The organism is Paraferrimonas haliotis (assembly GCF_002282895.1).
Taxonomy (GTDB): domain Bacteria; phylum Pseudomonadota; class Gammaproteobacteria; order Enterobacterales; family Shewanellaceae; genus Paraferrimonas; species Paraferrimonas haliotis.
This window is the reverse complement of sequence record NZ_NRRB01000001.1, coordinates 614,720-633,873: the sequence shown is the minus strand read 5'-3', so window position 1 is coordinate 633,873 and position 19,154 is coordinate 614,720. Positions and strand designations below refer to the sequence as shown.

The 19,154-nt window shown below is 48.2% G+C and carries 15 protein-coding genes and 6 tRNA genes; 7 read left to right on the top strand and 14 right to left on the bottom strand.

Annotated elements, in window-relative coordinates:
* Positions 1-8: 8 nt before the first annotated feature.
* From CLC91_RS02975 to hemA, 6 genes are read right to left on the bottom strand one after another with little or no spacing between them, the layout of a single operon-like run.
* On the bottom strand, positions 9-1,280 hold the full coding sequence (locus tag CLC91_RS02975; RefSeq protein WP_095497455.1) for a DUF819 family protein: 1,272 nt from the start codon (positions 1,278-1,280) through the stop codon (positions 9-11).
* Positions 1,281-1,309: 29 nt separating this feature from the next.
* Positions 1,310-2,107: a transglutaminase family protein gene (locus tag CLC91_RS02970; protein ID WP_095497454.1), complete on the bottom strand. Its 798-nt coding sequence runs from the start codon at positions 2,105-2,107 to the stop codon at positions 1,310-1,312.
* 29 nt (positions 2,108-2,136) lie between these two features.
* The gene (locus tag CLC91_RS02965; RefSeq protein WP_095497453.1) at positions 2,137-2,532 is read right to left on the bottom strand and encodes a SirB2 family protein; all 396 of its coding nucleotides are present in this window, start codon (positions 2,530-2,532) and stop codon (positions 2,137-2,139) included.
* Between the two features lie 45 nt (positions 2,533-2,577).
* Positions 2,578-3,447, bottom strand: coding sequence for a peptide chain release factor N(5)-glutamine methyltransferase (gene prmC, locus CLC91_RS02960; protein ID WP_095497452.1), 870 nt, complete (start codon positions 3,445-3,447; stop codon positions 2,578-2,580).
* Entirely contained in the window at positions 3,434-4,525 is a 1,092-nt protein-coding gene (prfA, locus tag CLC91_RS02955) for a peptide chain release factor 1 (RefSeq protein ID WP_095497451.1), read from the bottom strand. The genes prmC and prfA overlap by 14 nt, the downstream gene beginning before the upstream one ends.
* 15 nt (positions 4,526-4,540) lie before the next feature.
* The gene (gene hemA, locus CLC91_RS02950; protein ID WP_095497450.1) at positions 4,541-5,791 is read right to left on the bottom strand and encodes a glutamyl-tRNA reductase; all 1,251 of its coding nucleotides are present in this window, start codon (positions 5,789-5,791) and stop codon (positions 4,541-4,543) included.
* Positions 5,792-5,950: 159 nt separating this feature from the next.
* Between hemA and lolB the strand changes: the two genes are divergently transcribed.
* The 6 genes from lolB to CLC91_RS02920 all read left to right on the top strand — a co-directional run bounded on the left by lolB (position 5,951) and on the right by CLC91_RS02920 (position 12,048).
* On the top strand, positions 5,951-6,547 hold the full coding sequence (lolB, locus tag CLC91_RS02945) for a lipoprotein insertase outer membrane protein LolB (RefSeq protein WP_158220682.1): 597 nt from the start codon (positions 5,951-5,953) through the stop codon (positions 6,545-6,547).
* Between the two features lie 4 nt (positions 6,548-6,551).
* Entirely contained in the window at positions 6,552-7,421 is an 870-nt protein-coding gene (gene ispE / locus CLC91_RS02940) for a 4-(cytidine 5'-diphospho)-2-C-methyl-D-erythritol kinase (RefSeq protein WP_095497448.1), read from the top strand.
* 150 nt (positions 7,422-7,571) lie between these two features.
* Complete coding sequence (locus CLC91_RS02935; RefSeq protein WP_095497447.1) at positions 7,572-8,519, top strand: ribose-phosphate pyrophosphokinase; 948 nt, start codon at positions 7,572-7,574, stop codon at positions 8,517-8,519.
* 138 nt (positions 8,520-8,657) lie between these two features.
* Positions 8,658-9,953, top strand: coding sequence for a flippase (locus CLC91_RS02930; RefSeq protein ID WP_095499966.1), 1,296 nt, complete (start codon positions 8,658-8,660; stop codon positions 9,951-9,953).
* A gap of 161 nt (positions 9,954-10,114) precedes the next feature.
* Positions 10,115-11,635: a flavocytochrome c gene (locus CLC91_RS02925; RefSeq protein WP_095497445.1), complete on the top strand. Its 1,521-nt coding sequence runs from the start codon at positions 10,115-10,117 to the stop codon at positions 11,633-11,635.
* Between the two features lie 26 nt (positions 11,636-11,661).
* Positions 11,662-12,048, top strand: a complete 387-nt coding sequence (locus tag CLC91_RS02920; protein ID WP_233132558.1) for a cytochrome c3 family protein — start codon at positions 11,662-11,664, stop codon at positions 12,046-12,048.
* 347 nt (positions 12,049-12,395) lie between these two features.
* Here CLC91_RS02920 and CLC91_RS02915 read toward each other — a convergent pair whose 3' ends face one another.
* Positions 12,396-13,259: a LysR family transcriptional regulator gene (locus tag CLC91_RS02915; protein WP_095497594.1), complete on the bottom strand. Its 864-nt coding sequence runs from the start codon at positions 13,257-13,259 to the stop codon at positions 12,396-12,398.
* Between the two features lie 116 nt (positions 13,260-13,375).
* Between CLC91_RS02915 and CLC91_RS02910 the strand changes: the two genes are divergently transcribed.
* Positions 13,376-14,014, top strand: a complete 639-nt coding sequence (locus CLC91_RS02910; RefSeq protein WP_095497443.1) for a hypothetical protein — start codon at positions 13,376-13,378, stop codon at positions 14,012-14,014.
* Positions 14,015-14,068: 54 nt separating this feature from the next.
* On the opposite strand, the gene CLC91_RS02905 is transcribed toward CLC91_RS02910, so the two are convergent.
* The 7 genes from CLC91_RS02905 to fdhF all read right to left on the bottom strand — a co-directional run bounded on the left by CLC91_RS02905 (position 14,069) and on the right by fdhF (position 19,042).
* Positions 14,069-14,143 (bottom strand) — tRNA-Gln (locus CLC91_RS02905).
* Between the two features lie 6 nt (positions 14,144-14,149).
* A tRNA-Leu gene (locus tag CLC91_RS02900) sits at positions 14,150-14,234 on the bottom strand.
* 33 nt (positions 14,235-14,267) lie between these two features.
* Positions 14,268-14,344, bottom strand: a tRNA-Met gene (locus CLC91_RS02895).
* A gap of 42 nt (positions 14,345-14,386) precedes the next feature.
* Positions 14,387-14,461 (bottom strand) — tRNA-Gln (locus CLC91_RS02890).
* 6 nt (positions 14,462-14,467) lie between these two features.
* A tRNA-Leu gene (locus CLC91_RS02885) sits at positions 14,468-14,552 on the bottom strand.
* A gap of 29 nt (positions 14,553-14,581) precedes the next feature.
* Positions 14,582-14,658 (bottom strand) — tRNA-Met (locus CLC91_RS02880).
* Between the two features lie 187 nt (positions 14,659-14,845).
* Positions 14,846-19,042, bottom strand: coding sequence for a formate dehydrogenase subunit alpha (gene fdhF, locus CLC91_RS02875; RefSeq protein WP_095499965.1), 4,197 nt, complete (start codon positions 19,040-19,042; stop codon positions 14,846-14,848).
* Positions 19,043-19,154: the final 112 nt, after the last annotated feature.

Here is a 19,154-nt window from a genome sequence, read left to right as displayed (position 1 = left end):
CTTTTCTCTTACGGATTTACGATTTGTAATAATTGCCCACACAGCCACGCCATGTAAGTTCCTAAACCATAGCCTAAAACGGCTAACAACACACCCACAGGGGCCAAGGCCGGATGGAATGCCGAAGCCACCACTGGTGCCGATGCAGCACCACCAACATTAGCTTGGCTACCTACCGCCATATAAAAGAGTGGCGCCTTGATGAGCTTAGCCACCAACAACATGAGCCCAGCATGAACCAGCATCCAAACCAAACCCACAAGGAAGAACAGCGGTGCGTCAATGATTTGAGTGACGTCCATATGCAGACCTATGCTGGCCACTAGAATATACAAAAAGGCGGTACCCACTTTCGAGGCACCGGCGGCCTCTAGCTTACGCATTTTGGTGAATGACAGCGCAATACCAATGGTGGTCACAATTACCACCAACCAGAAAAACTTGGAGGTTAAACTGTATTGAGCGGTTTGTGGGTAGTTTGTCGCGAAAAACGGACCCAGAAAATCTGCGCATAAATGGGCAAAACCGGTCACCCCGAAACCCACCGCGCAAATCAACATAATGTCGGCTAATGTGGGGATTCGAGCGTGCTTAGCCTGATAAGATTCTACCTTTTCTTTAAGGCGTTCGATGGCGCTGGTATCCGCACCAGTAGCGGCATCTATCTGTTTAGCTCTGGAGGCTAAAAACAGCAGTACTGCAACCCAGATATTGGCGACGATAACGTCCACGGTAACCATCACCGAGAATATACTACCGCCTACCTCATAGATTTCTTTCATCGCCGCTTGGTTGGCGCCGCCGCCAATCCAACTCCCAGCTAAAGTGGTCATGCCTCGCCACACCGCATCGGGACCATTCCCACCGAGTAGCTCCGGAGCGATGGCGGATAAGGTGAGCAAAGCAATCGGCCCACCAATAACAATACCTAGGGTACCGGTTAAAAACATGATGACCGCTTTCGAGCCCAACCCCATAATGGCTTTAAGGTCGACACTCAAGGTCAACAAGACTAAACACGCCGGCAATAAATAACGAGAAGAAACGTAATAAAGGTTAGAGGCGTTGCCATCAACAATGTTGAAGGTATTGAGGAGCGAGGGTAAAAAATAGCAAAGCAGCAATGCCGGGACGAATTTATAAAACTTTTGCCAAAAAGGATGGCTACTTTGATGAGTGTAAAATACCGCCCCAAGCATAAGAGCCAACAGCCCAAGCACGGTGGCATCGTTGCTGATTAAGGCACTGCTTTGCGCCACATCCGTTACGGCTACAGCCATATTACTTCCTTATTATTAAATGACTTAGGCTAATGGTAGATTGCTTGTGCTTGTTGCAGTTCTTTAATTTGCATGCGCAACAATTCTGCTAACGCTTCATCTTTAGGGCTTTTATCCATAAAGGTTTGCAAATCCACTGCGGCGGCTTTATGGCAACCCAGTTGTTGCTCCATAAAGGCACGTTCGCGCACATATTGCAGTTGTTCAGGATAACGGCTCATCAGCAAATTACAGCAATGTAAGGCCAACTCAAACTTACCTTCCACCACAAAACCGGCTTTGATTTCATTGATCAGGCGCTTACTGATGATCTCGTTGGTCGCCCCCCGCAAATAATGCTCTTCTAACTGGGCGTGATTACCTAATTCCCCTCTAATTAGGCTGTGCATTTGATGCAACGTAAGGGGTTGTCCATCGAGCGGGTTCAAGTAATGACACTGGCCATTGTGCTCGAAACGAAGCACGCAATTGCCTGGCAACATCAAAATATCCAGTGTTAAATTTAACTGTTTGGCCAGTATTTTAAGAATGACAGCTAACGCGGTGGCATTGCCTTCTCGTGTTGTGAGCACACGACCAATGTCGGCGCTGGCCGCACTGAAATAGCCTTTTTCGGCAGCGGCAAAACCTTGGGTTTGATAAAACCACTCCAACAACGCCGCCAAGCGTTGCTGATGATCAATCAAATACTGACTGAGCACGGCACCTTTCAATTCCAAAAGTCGCCATTGGCTGGTCTTTATTTGACTGAGCCCTAACGTCTCACCCAATTCGAGTAAGGCGCTAGGCTCTTCTAGATCGGTATCGAAACACCACGTTAACTGCATATCTTATTTAACTTCCTAACTCTTATCTTTTATCCAAGCATCATTGCTTGTTTGGTCATCGCCACTTTAGCTGCGTATAGCACCCAAGCAATGGCACCCACTGCAGCGGTGATTTTAAACCAAGGTTTTCTGTCCGCTTTAATCGCGATAACCGCCAGCACAATATAGGCCACCACTGCAATTAGCTTTTCGGTTAACCATGGGCTATTTGACGGCGTAAAACCAATCGCCAGAGCAATGACCAATCCGCTTAACAACAAAAAGGTGTCAATCACGTGAGGCGATATTTTCACCCATTTCTGCCCCATGATGGGAGATTTAGTCATATGCCAATAAAAGCGAGTGATAAAAAATAACACGCTGATGGCTACGAGCATGGTGTGGAAGTGCTTAAGTTCTGTGTAGTAAACCGCAAGTTGATGCATAACAGGTCCTTGTTCGCCAAAGCTGGCAAGAAAGTAAAACGATCATCATACCTTAGCTGTTGGCGCTGGCCAATAACCCAGTGTAAATCGCGGCTGACCTGCTAAATCTCGACCAAAACTAACCTGTTGATAACCGATTTGTCGCAGTTTTTCGCAACAAACCTGTGCTTGTTGGTAACCATGCTCTAACACAAGCCAACCTCCGTCCTTCATATATATGGGGGCAGTTTCGGCAATTTCAAACAAATCAGCGTAACCGGAATCGTTGGCCACTAATGCTGACAAGGGTTCAAAGCGGACATCACCTTGTTGTAAGTGTGGATCTTGCTCATCGATATACGGAGGATTAGAAACAATTAAGTCGAAACTCGCATGCTCTGACAGTGGCTCAAACCAACTGCCTTGAAGAAACTCAACTCGCTCCAGTCCCAGCCTGCGGGCATTGTTCTTAGCTACGTGCAAAGCCCGCTCGCTTGCATCGATTGCCGTTACTGACCAGTTCGGTTGTTCGTGAGCCAACGCCAGCGCAATCGCGCCCGACCCGGTTCCTAAGTCAAGCACTCTCGCCGCCAGTGGCAGCGCTAACCCCAAACACGCTTCAACCACAGCTTCTGTATCCGGCCTAGGAATTAACGTATCGGCTGACACCGTCAACGGCAGCGACCAAAATTCACGCTCGCCGATGAGGTGTGCCACGGGGTGGCCTTCAATGCGTTGTTGCAATAACTGCTTGAATTGCTGAGATTGTGCGTCTGTGAGCTTGGCATCGGGCCAGCTGTATAGAAAGCTTCGAGGCTTTTGCAACACGTGCAAAAGTAGCACTTGAGCGTCCAGTTGAGCACTGTCGCTGTGGGGCAATAACGAGGTAGCCCAAGCAATGGCTTGGGCTACTGTAACTGTGCTAGCTTTGGTCATCAGCCAATGCGGCCAGCAAGTCTGCTTGATGCTCGTTTTGAATGGGTTGAATGAGGGCGCCTAAGTCGCCTTCCATCACTTCGTTCAACCGGTATAAGGTCAAATTAATTCGATGGTCACTCACCCGACCTTGTGGATAGTTGTAGGTACGAATGCGCTCAGAGCGATCGCCACTGCCCACCAAGTTTCGACGGGTCGACTCTTCTTCAAGGCGACGTTTTTCATCTTCGGCCGCTTGAATACGAGCAGACAACACTGCCATGGCTTTGGCTTTGTTCTTGTGCTGTGAGCGTTCGTCCTGACATTCCACCACGGTACCGGTTGGTAAGTGAGTAATGCGGATCGCGGAATCGGTTTTGTTGACGTGTTGACCACCGGCACCGGATGCACGGAAGGTGTCAATTTTTAGATCCGACGGATTAATTTCTATGGCTTCTGCTTCAGGCACTTCCGGCATCACAGCCACCGTACAGGCCGAGGTATGCACCCGACCTTGAGATTCCGTTTCAGGAACCCGTTGCACTCGATGGCCACCGGATTCGAACTTCATGACGCCATAAACGCCTTCACCGCTGATTTTGGCAATGACTTCTTTAAAGCCGCCATGCTCACCTTCGTTGGCACTCATCAGTTCAACGCGCCAGCTTTGCGCTTCGGCATAACGACTGTATAAACGGAATAAGTCTCCGGCGAAAATAGCCGCCTCATCGCCACCGGCGCCAGCACGAATTTCGACAAAACAGTTGTTGTCGTCGTTGGGATCTTTGGGCAACAGTAATATTTGCAGCTCGTCTTCGAGAGCGGCCAGGTTGGCTTTGGTCTCTTTAAGCTCTTCTTGAGCCATTTCTTTAAGTTCGGGATCGTCTTCGTTGAGCATTTCCATGGCGGTTTCAAGATCCTCTTGCCCTTGCAGGTAGCTTAAATAAGCTTTTACCACGTCTTCGAGCTGAGCGTATTCTTTGGAGAGTGCACGGAATTTTTCTTGATCGCCGATTACATCAGGATCGCCAAGGAGCGCTTGAACTTCTTCATAGCGCTCGTGCAAGCCTTCAAGCTTGCGTAATACAGATTCCTTCATTGGAATGCTTAACCTTTAGTCTTTATCGATTCCTAACGTCAGACGTAACTGTCTGAGCGCTTCAAGATCACCACCACGAGAGGCTTCGGTAAGCGCCTGCGTAGGTGAATGAATCAATCGATTAGTGAGCTTGTTGGCTAATTCTACTAGAACTTTGTCCGCATCGGCACCCTGTTGAAGACGTTTTGTTGCTCTTTCTAGCAATTCATCCTTAATGGCCATGCTGTTAGAACGATATTCGCGAATGTGATCCACGGATTCTAGCTGCTTTAACCAAGCCATAAACTGTTGTGCTTGATCTTTGGCAATCGCTTCGGCTTGCTCCGCTGCTTCTTGGCGAGAGGCAATGTTTTGCTCAACGATGCTTTGCAGGTCATCAACTGTGTAGAGATAGGCTTCATCGATGTCTGCAACTTCGGCTTCAATGTCACGGGGAACCGCGATGTCAACCAATAGCATTGGACGATGACGACGTTGTTTCAACGCATTCTCTACCATGCCTTTGCCCAAAATAGGCAACGGGCTGGCGGTTGAAGAAATAACAATGTCGGCATTAGGAAGATGCTCTGGAATGGCTTCGAGTGTTACCGCTTTGGCGTCAAACTCTTTAGCCACGGATTCGGCACGAGAGACTGTACGGTTCGCAACCACGACTTGGGTTACGCCTTGCTCTTTTAAGTGACGAGCCACCAACTCAACGGTCTCACCGGCTCCAACAAGCAATACATTGGTGCTGGCTAACGAAGAAAAGATTTGCTTCGCCATGCTAACCGCAGCAAAGGCAACCGATACCGCTGAAGAGCCAATTTCTGTCTCGGTACGCACTTTTTTCGCAACAGAGAAAGTACGTTGGAAGAGCTTGTCGATGGTCGCGCCCAAAGTACCCGCATCTTTAGCAGTACCAAAAGCTTGTTTGATTTGACCAAGGATCTGAGGCTCGCCTAACACTAAAGAGTCTAAACCGCAGGATACACGCATTAAATGCTGAACGGCGGCAACGCCTTCGTGGCGATACAAACATGGTTCTAACTCTGCACGGGGTAGACCATGGTATTTTTCCAACCAATCTATCAGCTGTTCCATTTCTGCGGTATTGGTGTAAAGCTCTGTACGGTTGCACGTAGAGAGAATGACAGCTTCACCGGTTTTGCTCTGATTAGCCAAGCTTTTTAACGCGTCAGCGATTTTGTCCGGCCCAAAGGCCAGCTTTTCGCGCAAGGCGACTGTCGCTGTTTTGTGGTTAATACCGATTGCTATAAGGCTCATTCGTTTCTCAGCAAAGTTATTTTAGCTAAATATGAGTCAATTCTAACCACTGCACCCAACGAAAAAAAGCAATCACTTATGAAAACCTGACAAAGGTTCAACTTTTGAAAGATTCCCCGTATCATGGGCACTCGATAATAAACCATTGGATTTTCACTGTTGACCAAGCTCACATTTCCTAAAATTAGCGGAGTTATACTTCTGCTTTTTTGGCTCAGCGGCTGTGCCTCTTCTCCTCAAACTTACCAAGTAAGCGACAGTCAGACGGTAGATGATTGGCAATTAAATGGCCGAATCGGGGTAGTAACGCCTGAGCGCAAATTCAGCGGCACCGTGTTTTGGCTGCATCAACCGCCACAGCAGCGATTGACTATAAATACCGTGCTGGGTATTTCGGTGTTACAGCTTAGCGCGGATAAACAAGGCGCCACACTGCTCGTCGATGGCAACACCTACCAAGACCGCAACGCCGAGCAACTCATCGCCTCGGTCACGGGTCTGCCGCTGCCCTTACAGGCGCTCAGCAGTTGGCTTAAGGGCATACCAACCCCTGCAGACAAGGTTGTCGACAGCGATTCTGAAGGGCGACCAAAAACCATGACTCGTCAGGTAGAGAATCAACAATGGACTGCTCACTATCGCAGTTGGCAATCGCAATCCGGTGCCACCATACCGCGCCTAATTGAAGTAAAAAGCGATTCAATCACCATTAAGCTGCAAATCAACCAATGGCTTGCTCTCGCCCCCGAAAGGTAACTCCATGACCGACTCTAGCATCAGCCGTAATTGGCCAGCACCGGCAAAATTGAATTTATTTCTGCACATTAATGGTCGCCGCGACGACGGTTATCATGAGTTGCAAACCCTGTTTCAAATTTTGGAATTTGGCGACAGTTTGGATTTTAGAGTCCGTAACGACAGCCACATCCACTTGCAAACGCCTATGGCTAATGTTGCCGAGGCCGATAACTTAGTAATACGAGCGGCCAAATTACTGCAAGCGCAAGGTAACGGCCAGCTTGGTGCTGATATTTGGCTTACCAAGCGACTGCCCATGGGGGGCGGCTTAGGCGGCGGCAGCAGTGATGCCGCCACCGTGCTGGTCGCCTTGAACGCGCTTTGGCAAACCAATCTGAGCGTCGATGAACTGGCCTCGTTAGGCTTACAGTTAGGAGCCGATGTACCGGTGTTTGTTCGTGGTCACGCCGCTTTTGCCGAGGGCGTTGGCGAACAATTACAAACGGTTAAGTTAGATACGCCGTGGTTTATGGTGATACACCCGAACGTAGAAGTAAGTACCGCTGAAATATTTACTCACCCGGATTTACCACGAAACACACCAAAAATATCTACAACCCCTGAAGAATGGGGCTTGCATCGCAATGACTGCCAACAACTGGTTTGCGATCTGTATCCGCAAGTTGCCAAGGCCTTAAACTGGCTGGTAAAATATGCGCCGTCTCGAATGACCGGCACCGGTGCATGCCTATTTGCCTCATTCGAAAACGAATGTGATGCCCTCGCCGCTTTCTCGAACAAAAGCGAACAAGTGACGGGGTTTGTTGCTAAAAGTTGTAATCGTTCACCGCTGTTAGAGCGTCTTGAACAATTCCATTTAAGCGGCAATTAAACGTGAAACACAACTAAGTTTTAAACAACTAAGTTTTAAACAACTAAGTTTTAAAAGACTAAGTTGTAAACGATTATGCTCTAAGACGAGCTAAACTCTACAAGGCCAATCTAGATTGGCCATTATTAACCACTGCCAGAGGTTTATACCGTGCCTGACATCAAGCTGTTTGCTGGAAACGCTACTCCCGATCTTGCTCAAAAAATTGCCGACCGCCTATTTTGTAAACTAGGCGACTGCGTCGTAGGTCGCTTTAGCGACGGTGAAATTAGTGTTCAGATCAACGAAAACGTTCGTGGTGCTGATGTATTTATTATTCAGTCTACTTGTGCGCCAACCAACGACAACTTGATGGAGTTGATCGTCATGGTGGATGCACTGCGTCGTGCTTCTGCTGGCCGTATTACCGCGGTAATTCCTTACTTTGGTTACGCTCGTCAAGATCGTCGCGTTCGCTCAGCTCGGGTACCAATTACCGCTAAGGTCGTTGCTGACTTCCTATCCAGTGTAGGTGTCGATAGAGTGTTGACCTGTGATTTGCACGCTGAGCAAATTCAAGGCTTCTTCGACGTACCGGTTGATAACGTATTCGGAAGCCCAGTGCTGCTTGAAGACATGCTGGCAAAAGAATTGCCTAACCCTGTCGTGGTTTCGCCAGACATTGGCGGCGTTGTTCGCGCCCGCGCAGTGGCTAAGCTGTTACACGATACCGATCTTGCCATCATCGATAAACGTCGTCCTAAAGCGAACGTTTCTCAAGTGATGCACATTATTGGTGACGTTGAAGGTCGCGATTGCATCATAGTCGATGACATGATTGATACCGGCGGTACCCTATGTAAGGCTGCGGAAGCGCTTAAAGAGCATGGTGCTAACCGCGTGTTCGCCTATGCAACTCACCCAGTATTCTCGGGTAATGCGCCGCAAAACATTCGCGAATCGGTTATTGACGAAGTGATTGTTACCGACACCATTCCATTGACTCAAGAGATTGCGTCTATTGGTAAAGTGTCGCAATTGACACTTTCTACAATGCTTGCTGAAGCCATCCGTCGCGTCAGCAATGAAGAATCCATTTCAGCGATGTTTAAACACTAAACCAATCGTTGTCATGCTAAGGCGCCTTTAGGCGCCTTTTTTATTACCCCGAATAAAATGGCGCAAACCCAGTTTATGAACTTTACTGTATGAATACTAAAGACAAAGTCTACTAGACCAGTAAATTTCAGGGATCCGATGAAAGCGCTGATTAATATTGCTTGGCTGTATTTAGACAGGATAATCAGTATGGCATTGGGCATCATATCCAATGCCATTGTGGCTCGCTATTTAGGCCCCGAGCAATATGGGGTTATCGCTTATGCTCTAGCCATCGCCAGTTTTCTTATGCCTTTGATTAACTTAGGCTCCGATACCATTTTATACGACTGCATAGCCCGTCGGCGTTCTGCCTATGTCATCGCCAACTCGTTTGTGCTGCGCGTCGTGGTCTCAATTTTGCTGTTACTGCTCAGCCTCATCTACCTTTTATACTCGGGTCACTCGGATGCCAATATTTGGATAGGTTTGTTCATAGTTGCTTCGGTAATGGTAAAAGCCTGTGATGTATTGCAGATATATTTCGACGCTAATCACGATTCTAAAATCAATTCAGTGGCGACGGTTAAGGCGAGCTCGTTAGCTCTGTTATTTAAATTGGCGGCAGTGGCCATGCTGCTGCCTTTGGTTTGGTTTGCCGCCGCCTATTTATTACAAGCCATACTGGTGTGGGTTTTCAAACTTCCGAAAGCCACTCACATTCACCTACTAAAACCCAGCTACATACGCTGGAAAGTCATTAAAGTATTGCTCAGTCGCGGTAAGTTTATGGCATTGGCGGCGCTATCGATTTTGCTCTACACCGCCATGGACAAAATCATGCTGGGTCAGATGCTTGGCACTGAGGCTGTAGGGATATACTCAGCAGCCTTATTGATATCCATTGGTTGGCTATTCTTGCCTGGCGCCATCACCTTAACTTTAATGAAGGGTATATCAAAAACCAAGAATCATCCCCAACACCATCACAGAGTACAACGCCTTTTTAGTATCATTTGGTTGGTAGCCCTTGTGGTAGGGCTTACGGTATTCGCTCTTAGTCAGCCGGTCATCCATCTCATCTTTGGAGAACAATTTGCAATGTCGGCTCAAGTTCTGCAAGTCTATGTATTTGGTTCCATCTTTGCAGCGATTGGCAGTGCAAGCTATCGCGTGCTGATTGTCCATGGATTGTATCGATTCTGTTTAATAAAAACTGCAATAGCGGCGGTTATCAATTTCTTGTTGAATTATTGGTTGATCCAAAAATACGGAGTACTAGGTGCAGCATACGCCACCGTTGCCTCCGAATTTTGTGCATCCATTGCACTGAATGCGTGTGTAACCAAACTGCCAATTTTAATTTTGCAAATTAAAGGGTTAATGGCAGTTCCCAGCTTTGCATTCACTGAATTTAAACGACATTGGCCTGCACTTAAAGCAAAAATACGCTAACACCTATCATTTTGGAATGCACTCCAAATCTAGAACACTACTTACCCTGCACTTTCGTTGTCAAACCGTCATAATCCACACTGTTTCACTGTTTGCTCGCAGTTTGGAACCGATTCCAAGGTTACGCTGACCTGGAGTTAAATAATTAAAAGGTCAGAGCAATGACAAACAACAATCTTATGAAGCGTCGTAACTTCATCAAAGGACTCGGAGCAGCTGGTTTAGCCGCTGCTGCGACTCCTGCATTAGCATTATCAAACAACTCCAAAGGCGTTCAATGGCATCGCAGCGTAGATATCGCCATTATTGGCTCAGGCTTCGCGGGTCTTGCCGCCGCGGTAGAGGCTAAGCGTTTAGGCGCCAAGGACGTCGAGATTTTCGAGAAAATGTCCGTCGTGGGTGGTAACTCCGCCATTAACGGCGGTCTCTTTGCCGCTCCTGATACGCCGATGCAACGCAAAGAAGGGCTAAAGGACAGCGTAGAAACTATGGTCGCTGACCAAGTTGCCGCTGGTCGTGGTATTGCTTATGAAGATTTATTACGTCACGTTGCTGAGCATGCCAACGAAGCCTTGCAAATGACCATAGATGCCGGTGCCGAATATCACCCCTACCTACAACAGCTGGGTGGACATTCGGTTGCCCGTACCTATCAAACAACCGTGAGTTGCGGTGCCGGTATTACTCAACCACTTTACAAAGAAACTAAAAAGTTAGGTGTTCCTACTCATACTCGCGCTAAGTTCGAAGGCTTTTTGGTCAACGACAATGGCGATGTCGAGGGCATCAAAATTCGTGAAAACTACTACTTTGGCCGCGATAATAACGGTGAGGTAGTTAACATCAAAGTCGCTAAAGGTGTAATTATGGCGACGGGTGGTTTTGCCCAAAACGTAGCGATGCGAATGGCTCAAGACCCAACCCTCACCTCAGAAGTAGGTTGTACTAACGCCAAAGGCGCCACCGGCGAAGGCATGTTCGAAATGTTCCGCCTCGGTGCAATTCCTGTGCATATGGCCCACATTCAATCAGGCCCTTGGGCATCTCCGGACGAAGGTGGATTTGGCTACGTTTCTAACTACTCCATTTTCAACTTCCCACACTCTATTGCTGTCAACCTAAAGTCTGGCCGTCGCTTCATGAACGAAATTGCCGACCGTAAGACGCGTGCTGACGCAGAGCTGGCCAACCGTGATGATGAAGGTAACCCAATGCCTCCAATCATGATCACCAGTTATGAGCACTCTAAAAAGCACCCAACCGCCAAAAAAGTTCTGAAATACGGTGTTGGTTGGAAGTTCGACTCGCTAGAGGAGTTGGCCAAGCACTTCAACATTCCATTGAAAGCGCTAGAGAAACAAATCGACGAATATAACGGTTACGTTAAAACAGGCGTCGACAAGCAATTTGGCAAGCCAATGGATAAAGCCATGGGCAAGTACCTAAAAGCGCCGTTTACTGTAGTGCGTTTATGGCCAAAAGTTCACTACTGCCAAGGTGGTGTGCAAATTACCACCAAAGCCGAAGTGGTGGATAGCTTCAGCGGCAAGCCGATCAAAGGACTGTACGCTGCTGGCGAAGTAACCGGTGGTATTCACGGTGTCAGCCGTCTGGGTAGTTGCTCGATTCCCGAGTGCATGGTGATGGGCATGACTGCATCTCGCAGCATCCTTAAAGCGTAACCTGGAATCGATAGGAGAAAAAAATCATGAAAAAATTATTAGGTATTGCTCTGGCGTTCGCACTTGGTGCAAGTCCAGCCATCGCTTTGGCGAACTCAACCTTAGTGGATCAAGGTGCCTTAGACGGTCGCAGCTATCACGAAAACATGTATAAGCGCGACAATTGCAAAATGTGCCACGGCGTAGATGCGCCAACGGATTATCCTGCGGATGAATCTTGCTTAAAATGTCACAACGTCGACAAGCTTGCACAAAAAACCGCCCGTGACGGTGAAGAGGAGTGGCAAAACCCACACAACAACCTGCACTGGGGCAAAGAAGTTCCGTGTGTAGAATGCCACGCTGAGCACCAAGAGAAACAACCTATGTGCGCGGATTGCCATACATTTGAGTATCCAAACCACAAGAAATAACTAATAGGAACTATCCTGCGATTTAACCTTGGGCACTATTTGCCACACATAGCCGGTAGTTAACGTACCGGCTTTTTTCGTTTACGAGAAGTGAGCTGTTGGAGAGCGCAAGGTTGATCGAAGCTTAAGAAAACGATCAAAATCAGGGATGAATTTGCGAGCGTATAGGGATGTATTCACAGCGTGTTACCAGAGCGGTGATTGCTGATGAGCGCAAGGTGTATTGAGCCTTAAGAAAACGATCAAATTCAGGGATGAATTTGCGAGCGTACAGGGATGTATTCACAGCGTTTTTCAAGAGGCTCAATACACCTTGCGCTCGTTCCTATCACCTCTCCAATACCGCCTTAGCGGCATTGGATGAGTTCTTCTTTGCTGGAGCGAATCAGTTGAATGAGTTGTTCGAGCTCTGGCGAGGTGCTGTTGGGGTTGCAATAGATGGATTCATTAAACATGGGTAACTTGGGCAGTTGATGTTGTTCTGGATCCAAGATTTGCATCTTGTTGGTTACCCGAAATTCAGCGATGGGGGCTACCACTAGATCATTTTCAACGGCCATACACAATGCCACTGGCGATGGCGACGAGAGCAGTACGCTAATGGGTTTCAAGGTTAAGCTGTGGTTGGCAAATACTTGCACGCGAATTGGGCAGTTTTCGGGGTATAAAGCAACGTCGTAAGCGGGTTTGTTTAGGAGTTGCGATTGGGCGGCAGCAACCCAAACAAAGCGTCGTTCAAACAGCAGCTCACCGTGTTCCGGCACTTGCCAGTTCGTGGCGACAATCACGTCAAACTCGTCATTATTAAGACGATTCAGCAGGTTACCGCTTACATCTGTGTCTATGTGCAACTGTATGTCGGTAAACTTTTTAATGAATTCCAGCAATTTAGAGTTTAGGTAACAGTTAATGTAGTCTGTGGGTACCCCTAACCGTATTTCTTTGCTGCTAACGTTGCCGTTAAGATCTTCAAGCGCTTCATTTGACAGCGCCAACATGCGTTTGGCATAGGCCAACAAGGTTTCCCCCGCTGGAGTGATTTGTACGCCCTTGTTATCCCGCAGTAACAGCTGTTGCCCTACGTTCTCTTCTAGCTTTTTAATTTGCAAACTTAAGGCCGACTGGCTTCTACAAACGATCTCCGCCGCTTTAGAAAAGTTACCTGTTTCGCAAACTGTGACAAATGTCTCGAGCAACTCTGTTTTTAACATGATGCAATCACTTTTGCTAATGATGCCATCATTATTACTCAATATCGGCACATTTTTAACAGTGTTACTCTTGAACTGTGAGGCTAGGCAGCCGTTTATTTTGCAAGGAGTTAACCATGAGCAGTTGGGAAAATCGAAGAGAGTTTCTAACTAAGTTAGCCAGGCGTTCTATTGTGGGAGAGCGGGAGTTCATTCTCAGGCGAAACCACCTTATGAAGGTCTGTCAGCTCTCTCGAGGCAGCATCTATAATCAGTTTCCCAATGAGGCGGATTTACAACTCTCTCTGGCCGCCGACGATTATCAGTATCGCTTAAGCACTGCCAAGCAACAATTTGAAGCCATCGACAATCCATTGCACGCCTATGCCATCCATCATTTTTCTTATTTACGCGGTCTGCAACTCGATAACCTGCACCCACTCGCTCGACTTAACGCCAGTGACAGTACGCTAGCCGGTGCCAGTGAAGCCTATCGTAATCTGTATTTAGAAGCCGAAGCGCAGTATAACGCTTGGAACGCTCAAATGATTGCTCAAATAGCACCACCGCAAGGCTACAATCGAGAAATGATTGTAAGTCACTTTATTACCGGCACTAAAATTAACTGGGCTAACGACAATCACCCTTTACAAGAGCAGCAATTTGATCACTTTTGCTACGCCTTATATCAGTTGCTCGGCGTGAAAAACTGCAGCAAACCTTTGTGGAGCGATTACCTTAAATTGGAGTCAAAAGAAGAGCGTTTGGTCGCTTAAGCGAGTAACGTAATTTAGGCATAAAAAAACCACCTAACAGGTGGTTTTTTTATGTGGCTGGGGTAACAGGATTTGAACCTGTGAATGCCGAGATCAAAACCCGGTGCCTTACCGCTTGGCGATACCCCAAGTATGTGGTGCGGGAGGAGAGACTTGAACTCTCACACCTTGCGGCGCCAGAACCTAAATCTGGTGCGTCTACCAATTCCGCCACTCCCGCAAATTGTCTGCTTGTTTTTACATCTTAGCAAGATGGTGGCTATGGCGGGACTTGAACCTGCGACCCCAGCATTATGAGTGCTGTGCTCTAACCAGCTGAGCTACATAGCCGCTATCGTCCGTAAATAGCCGTGATGCGTTGCATCAAGAATATGGCTGGGGTAACAGGATTTGAACCTGTGAATGCCGAGATCAAAACCCGGTGCCTTACCGCTTGGCGATACCCCAGTTGTATGGTGCGGGAGGAGAGACTTGAACTCTCACACCTTGCGGCGCCAGAACCTAAATCTGGTGCGTCTACCAATTCCGCCACTCCCGCACTGTTGTTTATTTTACATCTAAACAAGATGGTGGCTATGGCGGGACTTGAACCTGCGACCCCAGCATTATGAGTGCTGTGCTCTAACCAGCTGAGCTACATAGCCATCGACATTTCTGTCTGCTCCTCATTGGGAGCGGGGCGTATTATGCTAATTACACCTCTTTAGGTCAACGCTTTTTTTAAGTAATTTCGCGAATAGTGGATCATTCGCACTCTTTTTAATCAATTATGACTAACCCGAGTTCAGCGCCGAACGCTTCTTCGCCACATTGTGCAAATAAACAACACGCCTAACAAACTTCGAGTCGAACCGCACTCACTTTAAACTCTGGAATTTTAGCCACCGGATCCACTTCACTGTGAGTCAACACATTGGCCGCAGCCTCTGCAAAATGGAACGGCATAAAGACCACGCCCGGTTGAGCTCGTTTTGTAATAAAGGCTTTAGTTTCAATGCTACCTCGACGAGAGACCAAACGAACCGACTGTGAATTCGTTAGCCCTAAACGCTCCGCATCTTCCACCGACACCATCACCTGTGCCTGAGCAAGGGTATCGAGCCCCGGTGTCTTACGCGTCATGGTACCCGTATGGAACTGTTGTAACTGGCGGTGCGTCGACAGCATAAACGGATACTCAGCATCGGGCAGCTCCGCCGCCATTCTAAAGCTTACTGGGTGCAACTTAGCCTTTCCTCGAACCGCTCCGTTTTGATGCAAAATCGCAGTCCCTGGATGTGACTCGTCCTTACATGGCCATTGGATGCCTTGTGGACGATCACCGCCTGGACGCAGGCGTTGCCATGCAATGCCATGATATTGTGGGGTTACGTGGTTAATTTCTTCCCAAATAGCCCGTTCATTGGCATAGCTCCAATTCGCCCCCATGGCGTTAGCCACAAGTTGAATGATTTGCCAATCCGGCAGCGCCTGGCCTGGAGCATTCACCGCAGGCTGCAACGGTTGTACTCGACGTTCGGTGTTAGTGACGTGCCCTTCTTTCTCTGCAAAAGCAAACGCTGGTAGCACCACGTCAGCCAATTGAGCGGTTTCGGTTAGGAAAATATCCTGCACCACCAGCAGCTCAGCTTTGTTAAGGCCACTGATAACATGGGTTTGATCCGGGTCCGATAGCACCGGATTCTCGCCCATAACGTACAGCGCTTTTATTGAGCCATGATTCAAGCCGCTGACCACTTCGGTCACCGTTAACCCCTGAGTAGAATTGAGGTCAGTTTGCCAATGTTGCTCGAAACGCTCTATCACCTGTGGATTACTGACTTTTTGATAGCCTGGCAAGTAGTCTGGCAAACCACCCATGTCACACGCACCTTGCACGTTAGACTGCCCTCGAAGCGGCATAATGGCACTGCCGGGGCGGCCAAGGTTACCCGTTAAAATTTGCAGGTTAGCTATCGACAATACGTTATCGTGGCCAGTGGTGTGCTGAGTGATTCCCATGGCATACACCACACTGATGCGCTCAGCATTAGCGAACTCATCCGCCAGTTGTGTCAGCTGCGCTACCGACAGGCCGGTGCCCTTACTCACCGCCTCCAAGGAATAAGCGTCACTGCTCAGCTCTGCAAGGGTTGCGGTTAGGTTTTCAGCATGCTGCTCAAGGTATTGATGATCAAGCGCGTCGCGATTAATCAATTGCTGCATGAGGCCATTAAGCAGCAAGACATCGCTGCCGGGGGTATGTTGCAAAGCTAAGTGAGCATCTTGCTTAAGCTCAATCTTTTTGGGATCCGCTACCACAAGACGACTGTTATGGTGACGCACGGCATCACGTATCTTAGCGGCAATAATGGGGTGCGCAACCGTGGTATCAGAGCCAATGACGAAAATTAAATCAGCATTGTAGATATCGTCCATGTTATTGGTCATGGCACCAGAACCAAGGCTGTCGTATAACCCCGATACCGTACTGGCATGGCATAATCGGGCACAATGGTCGATGTTGTTGCTGCCAAGCTCCGCTCTTACCCACTTTTGAATCAAATAGTTATCTTCGTTGGTTGCTTTAGCAGAAGCGAATGCCGCAATGGACTCGCCACCGTGCTCGGCGCGAATTCTGGACAGGTTGCTGGCAACAACGTCGATGGCTTCGCCCCAAGACGCTGGCACCAGTTCGCCGTTTTTACGAACCAAAGGTTGGGTTAGCCGTTCTGGACTTGCGACAAAATCGAAACCATAGCGGCCTTTTACGCACAAGGAATGACGGTTAACACCGTTCACAACAGCGCCGTTAACTTTGGTAATGCGGTTGTTGTCTTTATCCACATGCAATTCAATTCGACAGCCAACGCCGCAATAGCTGCACACGGTTTCTGTTACCGAGTCAACAGCGGCTTGGCCTTGAGTGCGTTGCTGCGAGTCCACCAGCGCACCGGTTGGGCACACTTGAACACAGCTGCCGCATTGCACACAATCGCTATCCGCCATGGTGGCTTTAAATCCAGCTCGGGGAGCGCTGCGCTGTACCTGCGCTTGCGGCTCGGCACTGTAGCAATCTTTCTGGAAGCTAATGGCTTTATGTCCCGCTTGCTGATGGCACACCTGCACGCAAGCACCGCAACTGATGCAACGATTCGCATCAAAATCGATAAAGGCACTGGAGTGGTCTTCCACATGTTGACGTTGGTTGGTGGTATCTAACGCTTTCCAATCCACTTGATGAGACGTGGCGTAATCTCTTAGTGAACAATTTGAATTGACTTGGCAGGCACACTCCAAACACCTTTTCGCCTCGGCGCGAGCTTCCTCATCACCCACAAATCCCAGCTCAACCTCATTAAAGGTTTTAATGCGATTGGCTAAATTTAAATGGGGCATTTGCTCACGATTTTTTGGCGAAACACTGGCGTAGATTTCCGTCTTCAACTCGCTCAGCTTAGCCGCTTTACGACTGTTAAACGGCTGCTTATACAGTTCACACATCAAGCCTTCGGTGAGGTAACCATTAATGGCATCGGCGGCAACCCGACCATCGGCAACCGCTTCTACTGCAGTTGCAGGACCGCGCCGAGAATCACCAATCACGAACAATTTATCAATACCACTGGACATGGTTTGTTCGCAGCCAATAAAGGTTTGCCAGCGGCTCAACTCAAGTTTGCCCTGAGTAAGATGTTGACCTGGCTGATGAAGAAAATCTAAGTCTGTTTGTTGCGATACCGCAGCAATGACCGTATCAAACGCCTCAGTGAAGGTTTCGCCGGTCTTTTTAGGCGAACGTCGACCCGAATCATCAGGGGCGCCGAGTGCCATAATATCAAAGGTAATGCTTTTTACTCGGCCTTCAGCGTCGGCCTGGTTTTCAATGGGATTGGTGAGAAAGTGAAATTTAACCCCTTCTTGCTCTGCTTCTTCAATTTCATAGGGTTCAGCAGGCATGGCATCACGGTCGCGACGGTAAATTAAGGTTACGTCGGCACCCTCTCTAATGGCGGTGCGAGCACAATCAATGGCGGTATTTCCACCACCAATGACCGCTACTTTTTTACCTGTCTTCATGCGTTTTTCAGTAGCATGATCCCGCAGGTAATCAACCCCTAAATAACACCCTTCAAAATCACTGCCTGGATAATCTAAAGGCACCGCTTTTTGAGCGCCAACAGCGATACACACGGCATCGTTTTGCTCAAGTAAATCATTAAGGCTAACGTCTTTACCTAAACGCGTATTGGTTTTGATCTCCATGCCATTTTGGCACAACAAATCGATTTCTTTATCTAAGATGTCTTTCGGCAATCGATACTCAGGGATGCCGTAACGCAACCAGCCACCCGCCTTAGGCATGGACTCAATAATCTGTACTTGATAGCCCTGATTAGACAAATAATAGCCAGCGGTTAACCCAGCCGGCCCTGAGCCAATCACGGCAATGGATTTACCTTTATCCGCTTGTTTTGGTGGCACGTAGGACTGTACGTCATGCAAATCAATGTCTGCTGCGTGGCGTTTAAGTTGCCTAATGGCAATCGGCTCGTCCACAGCGCCACGACGACACTCGGCCTCACAAAAGGCAGGACACACACGACCTATGGACAACGGCAGTGGCAAGGTTTCCTTAATAACTTTTACCGCTTCTTTATGGTCACCTCGGCCAATATGATATAAATATGACTGCACATCGACACCCGCTGGACAGGCGCTTTTACAAGGTGCTTCGCAATCGGCAAAGTGGTCGCTCAAGACTTCTTTCAGCAGTTGTTGGCGATGCTGCTGTAATTCCGAGGTCTGACTCACGACCTCCATCCCATCCATCGCTTCGGTTTGACAGCCTCGTACTAGGCGGGATTCGCCATTATGGGTTAATAGCACCTGGGTTAAATCGCACACATGCTCTGTACCGGCAACTTGATCAAAGACGCCATGCTCACATAAGTGTGGAATGTCGATGCCATGACGACTGGCCGTTTCAACCAAACTCAATCCGGCTTGAACTTCAATCGTTTGTCCATTTATGGTTAACCTAGGCATATCTTATTCACCTGCTTTTCTAGTATGGGCTGCTGCTAGTTATTGGCTGCTACTGGATATAATTAGGTAAATTCTACCAGCTAGCGTTCCCACCTTTTGTGTCCTTTACCTC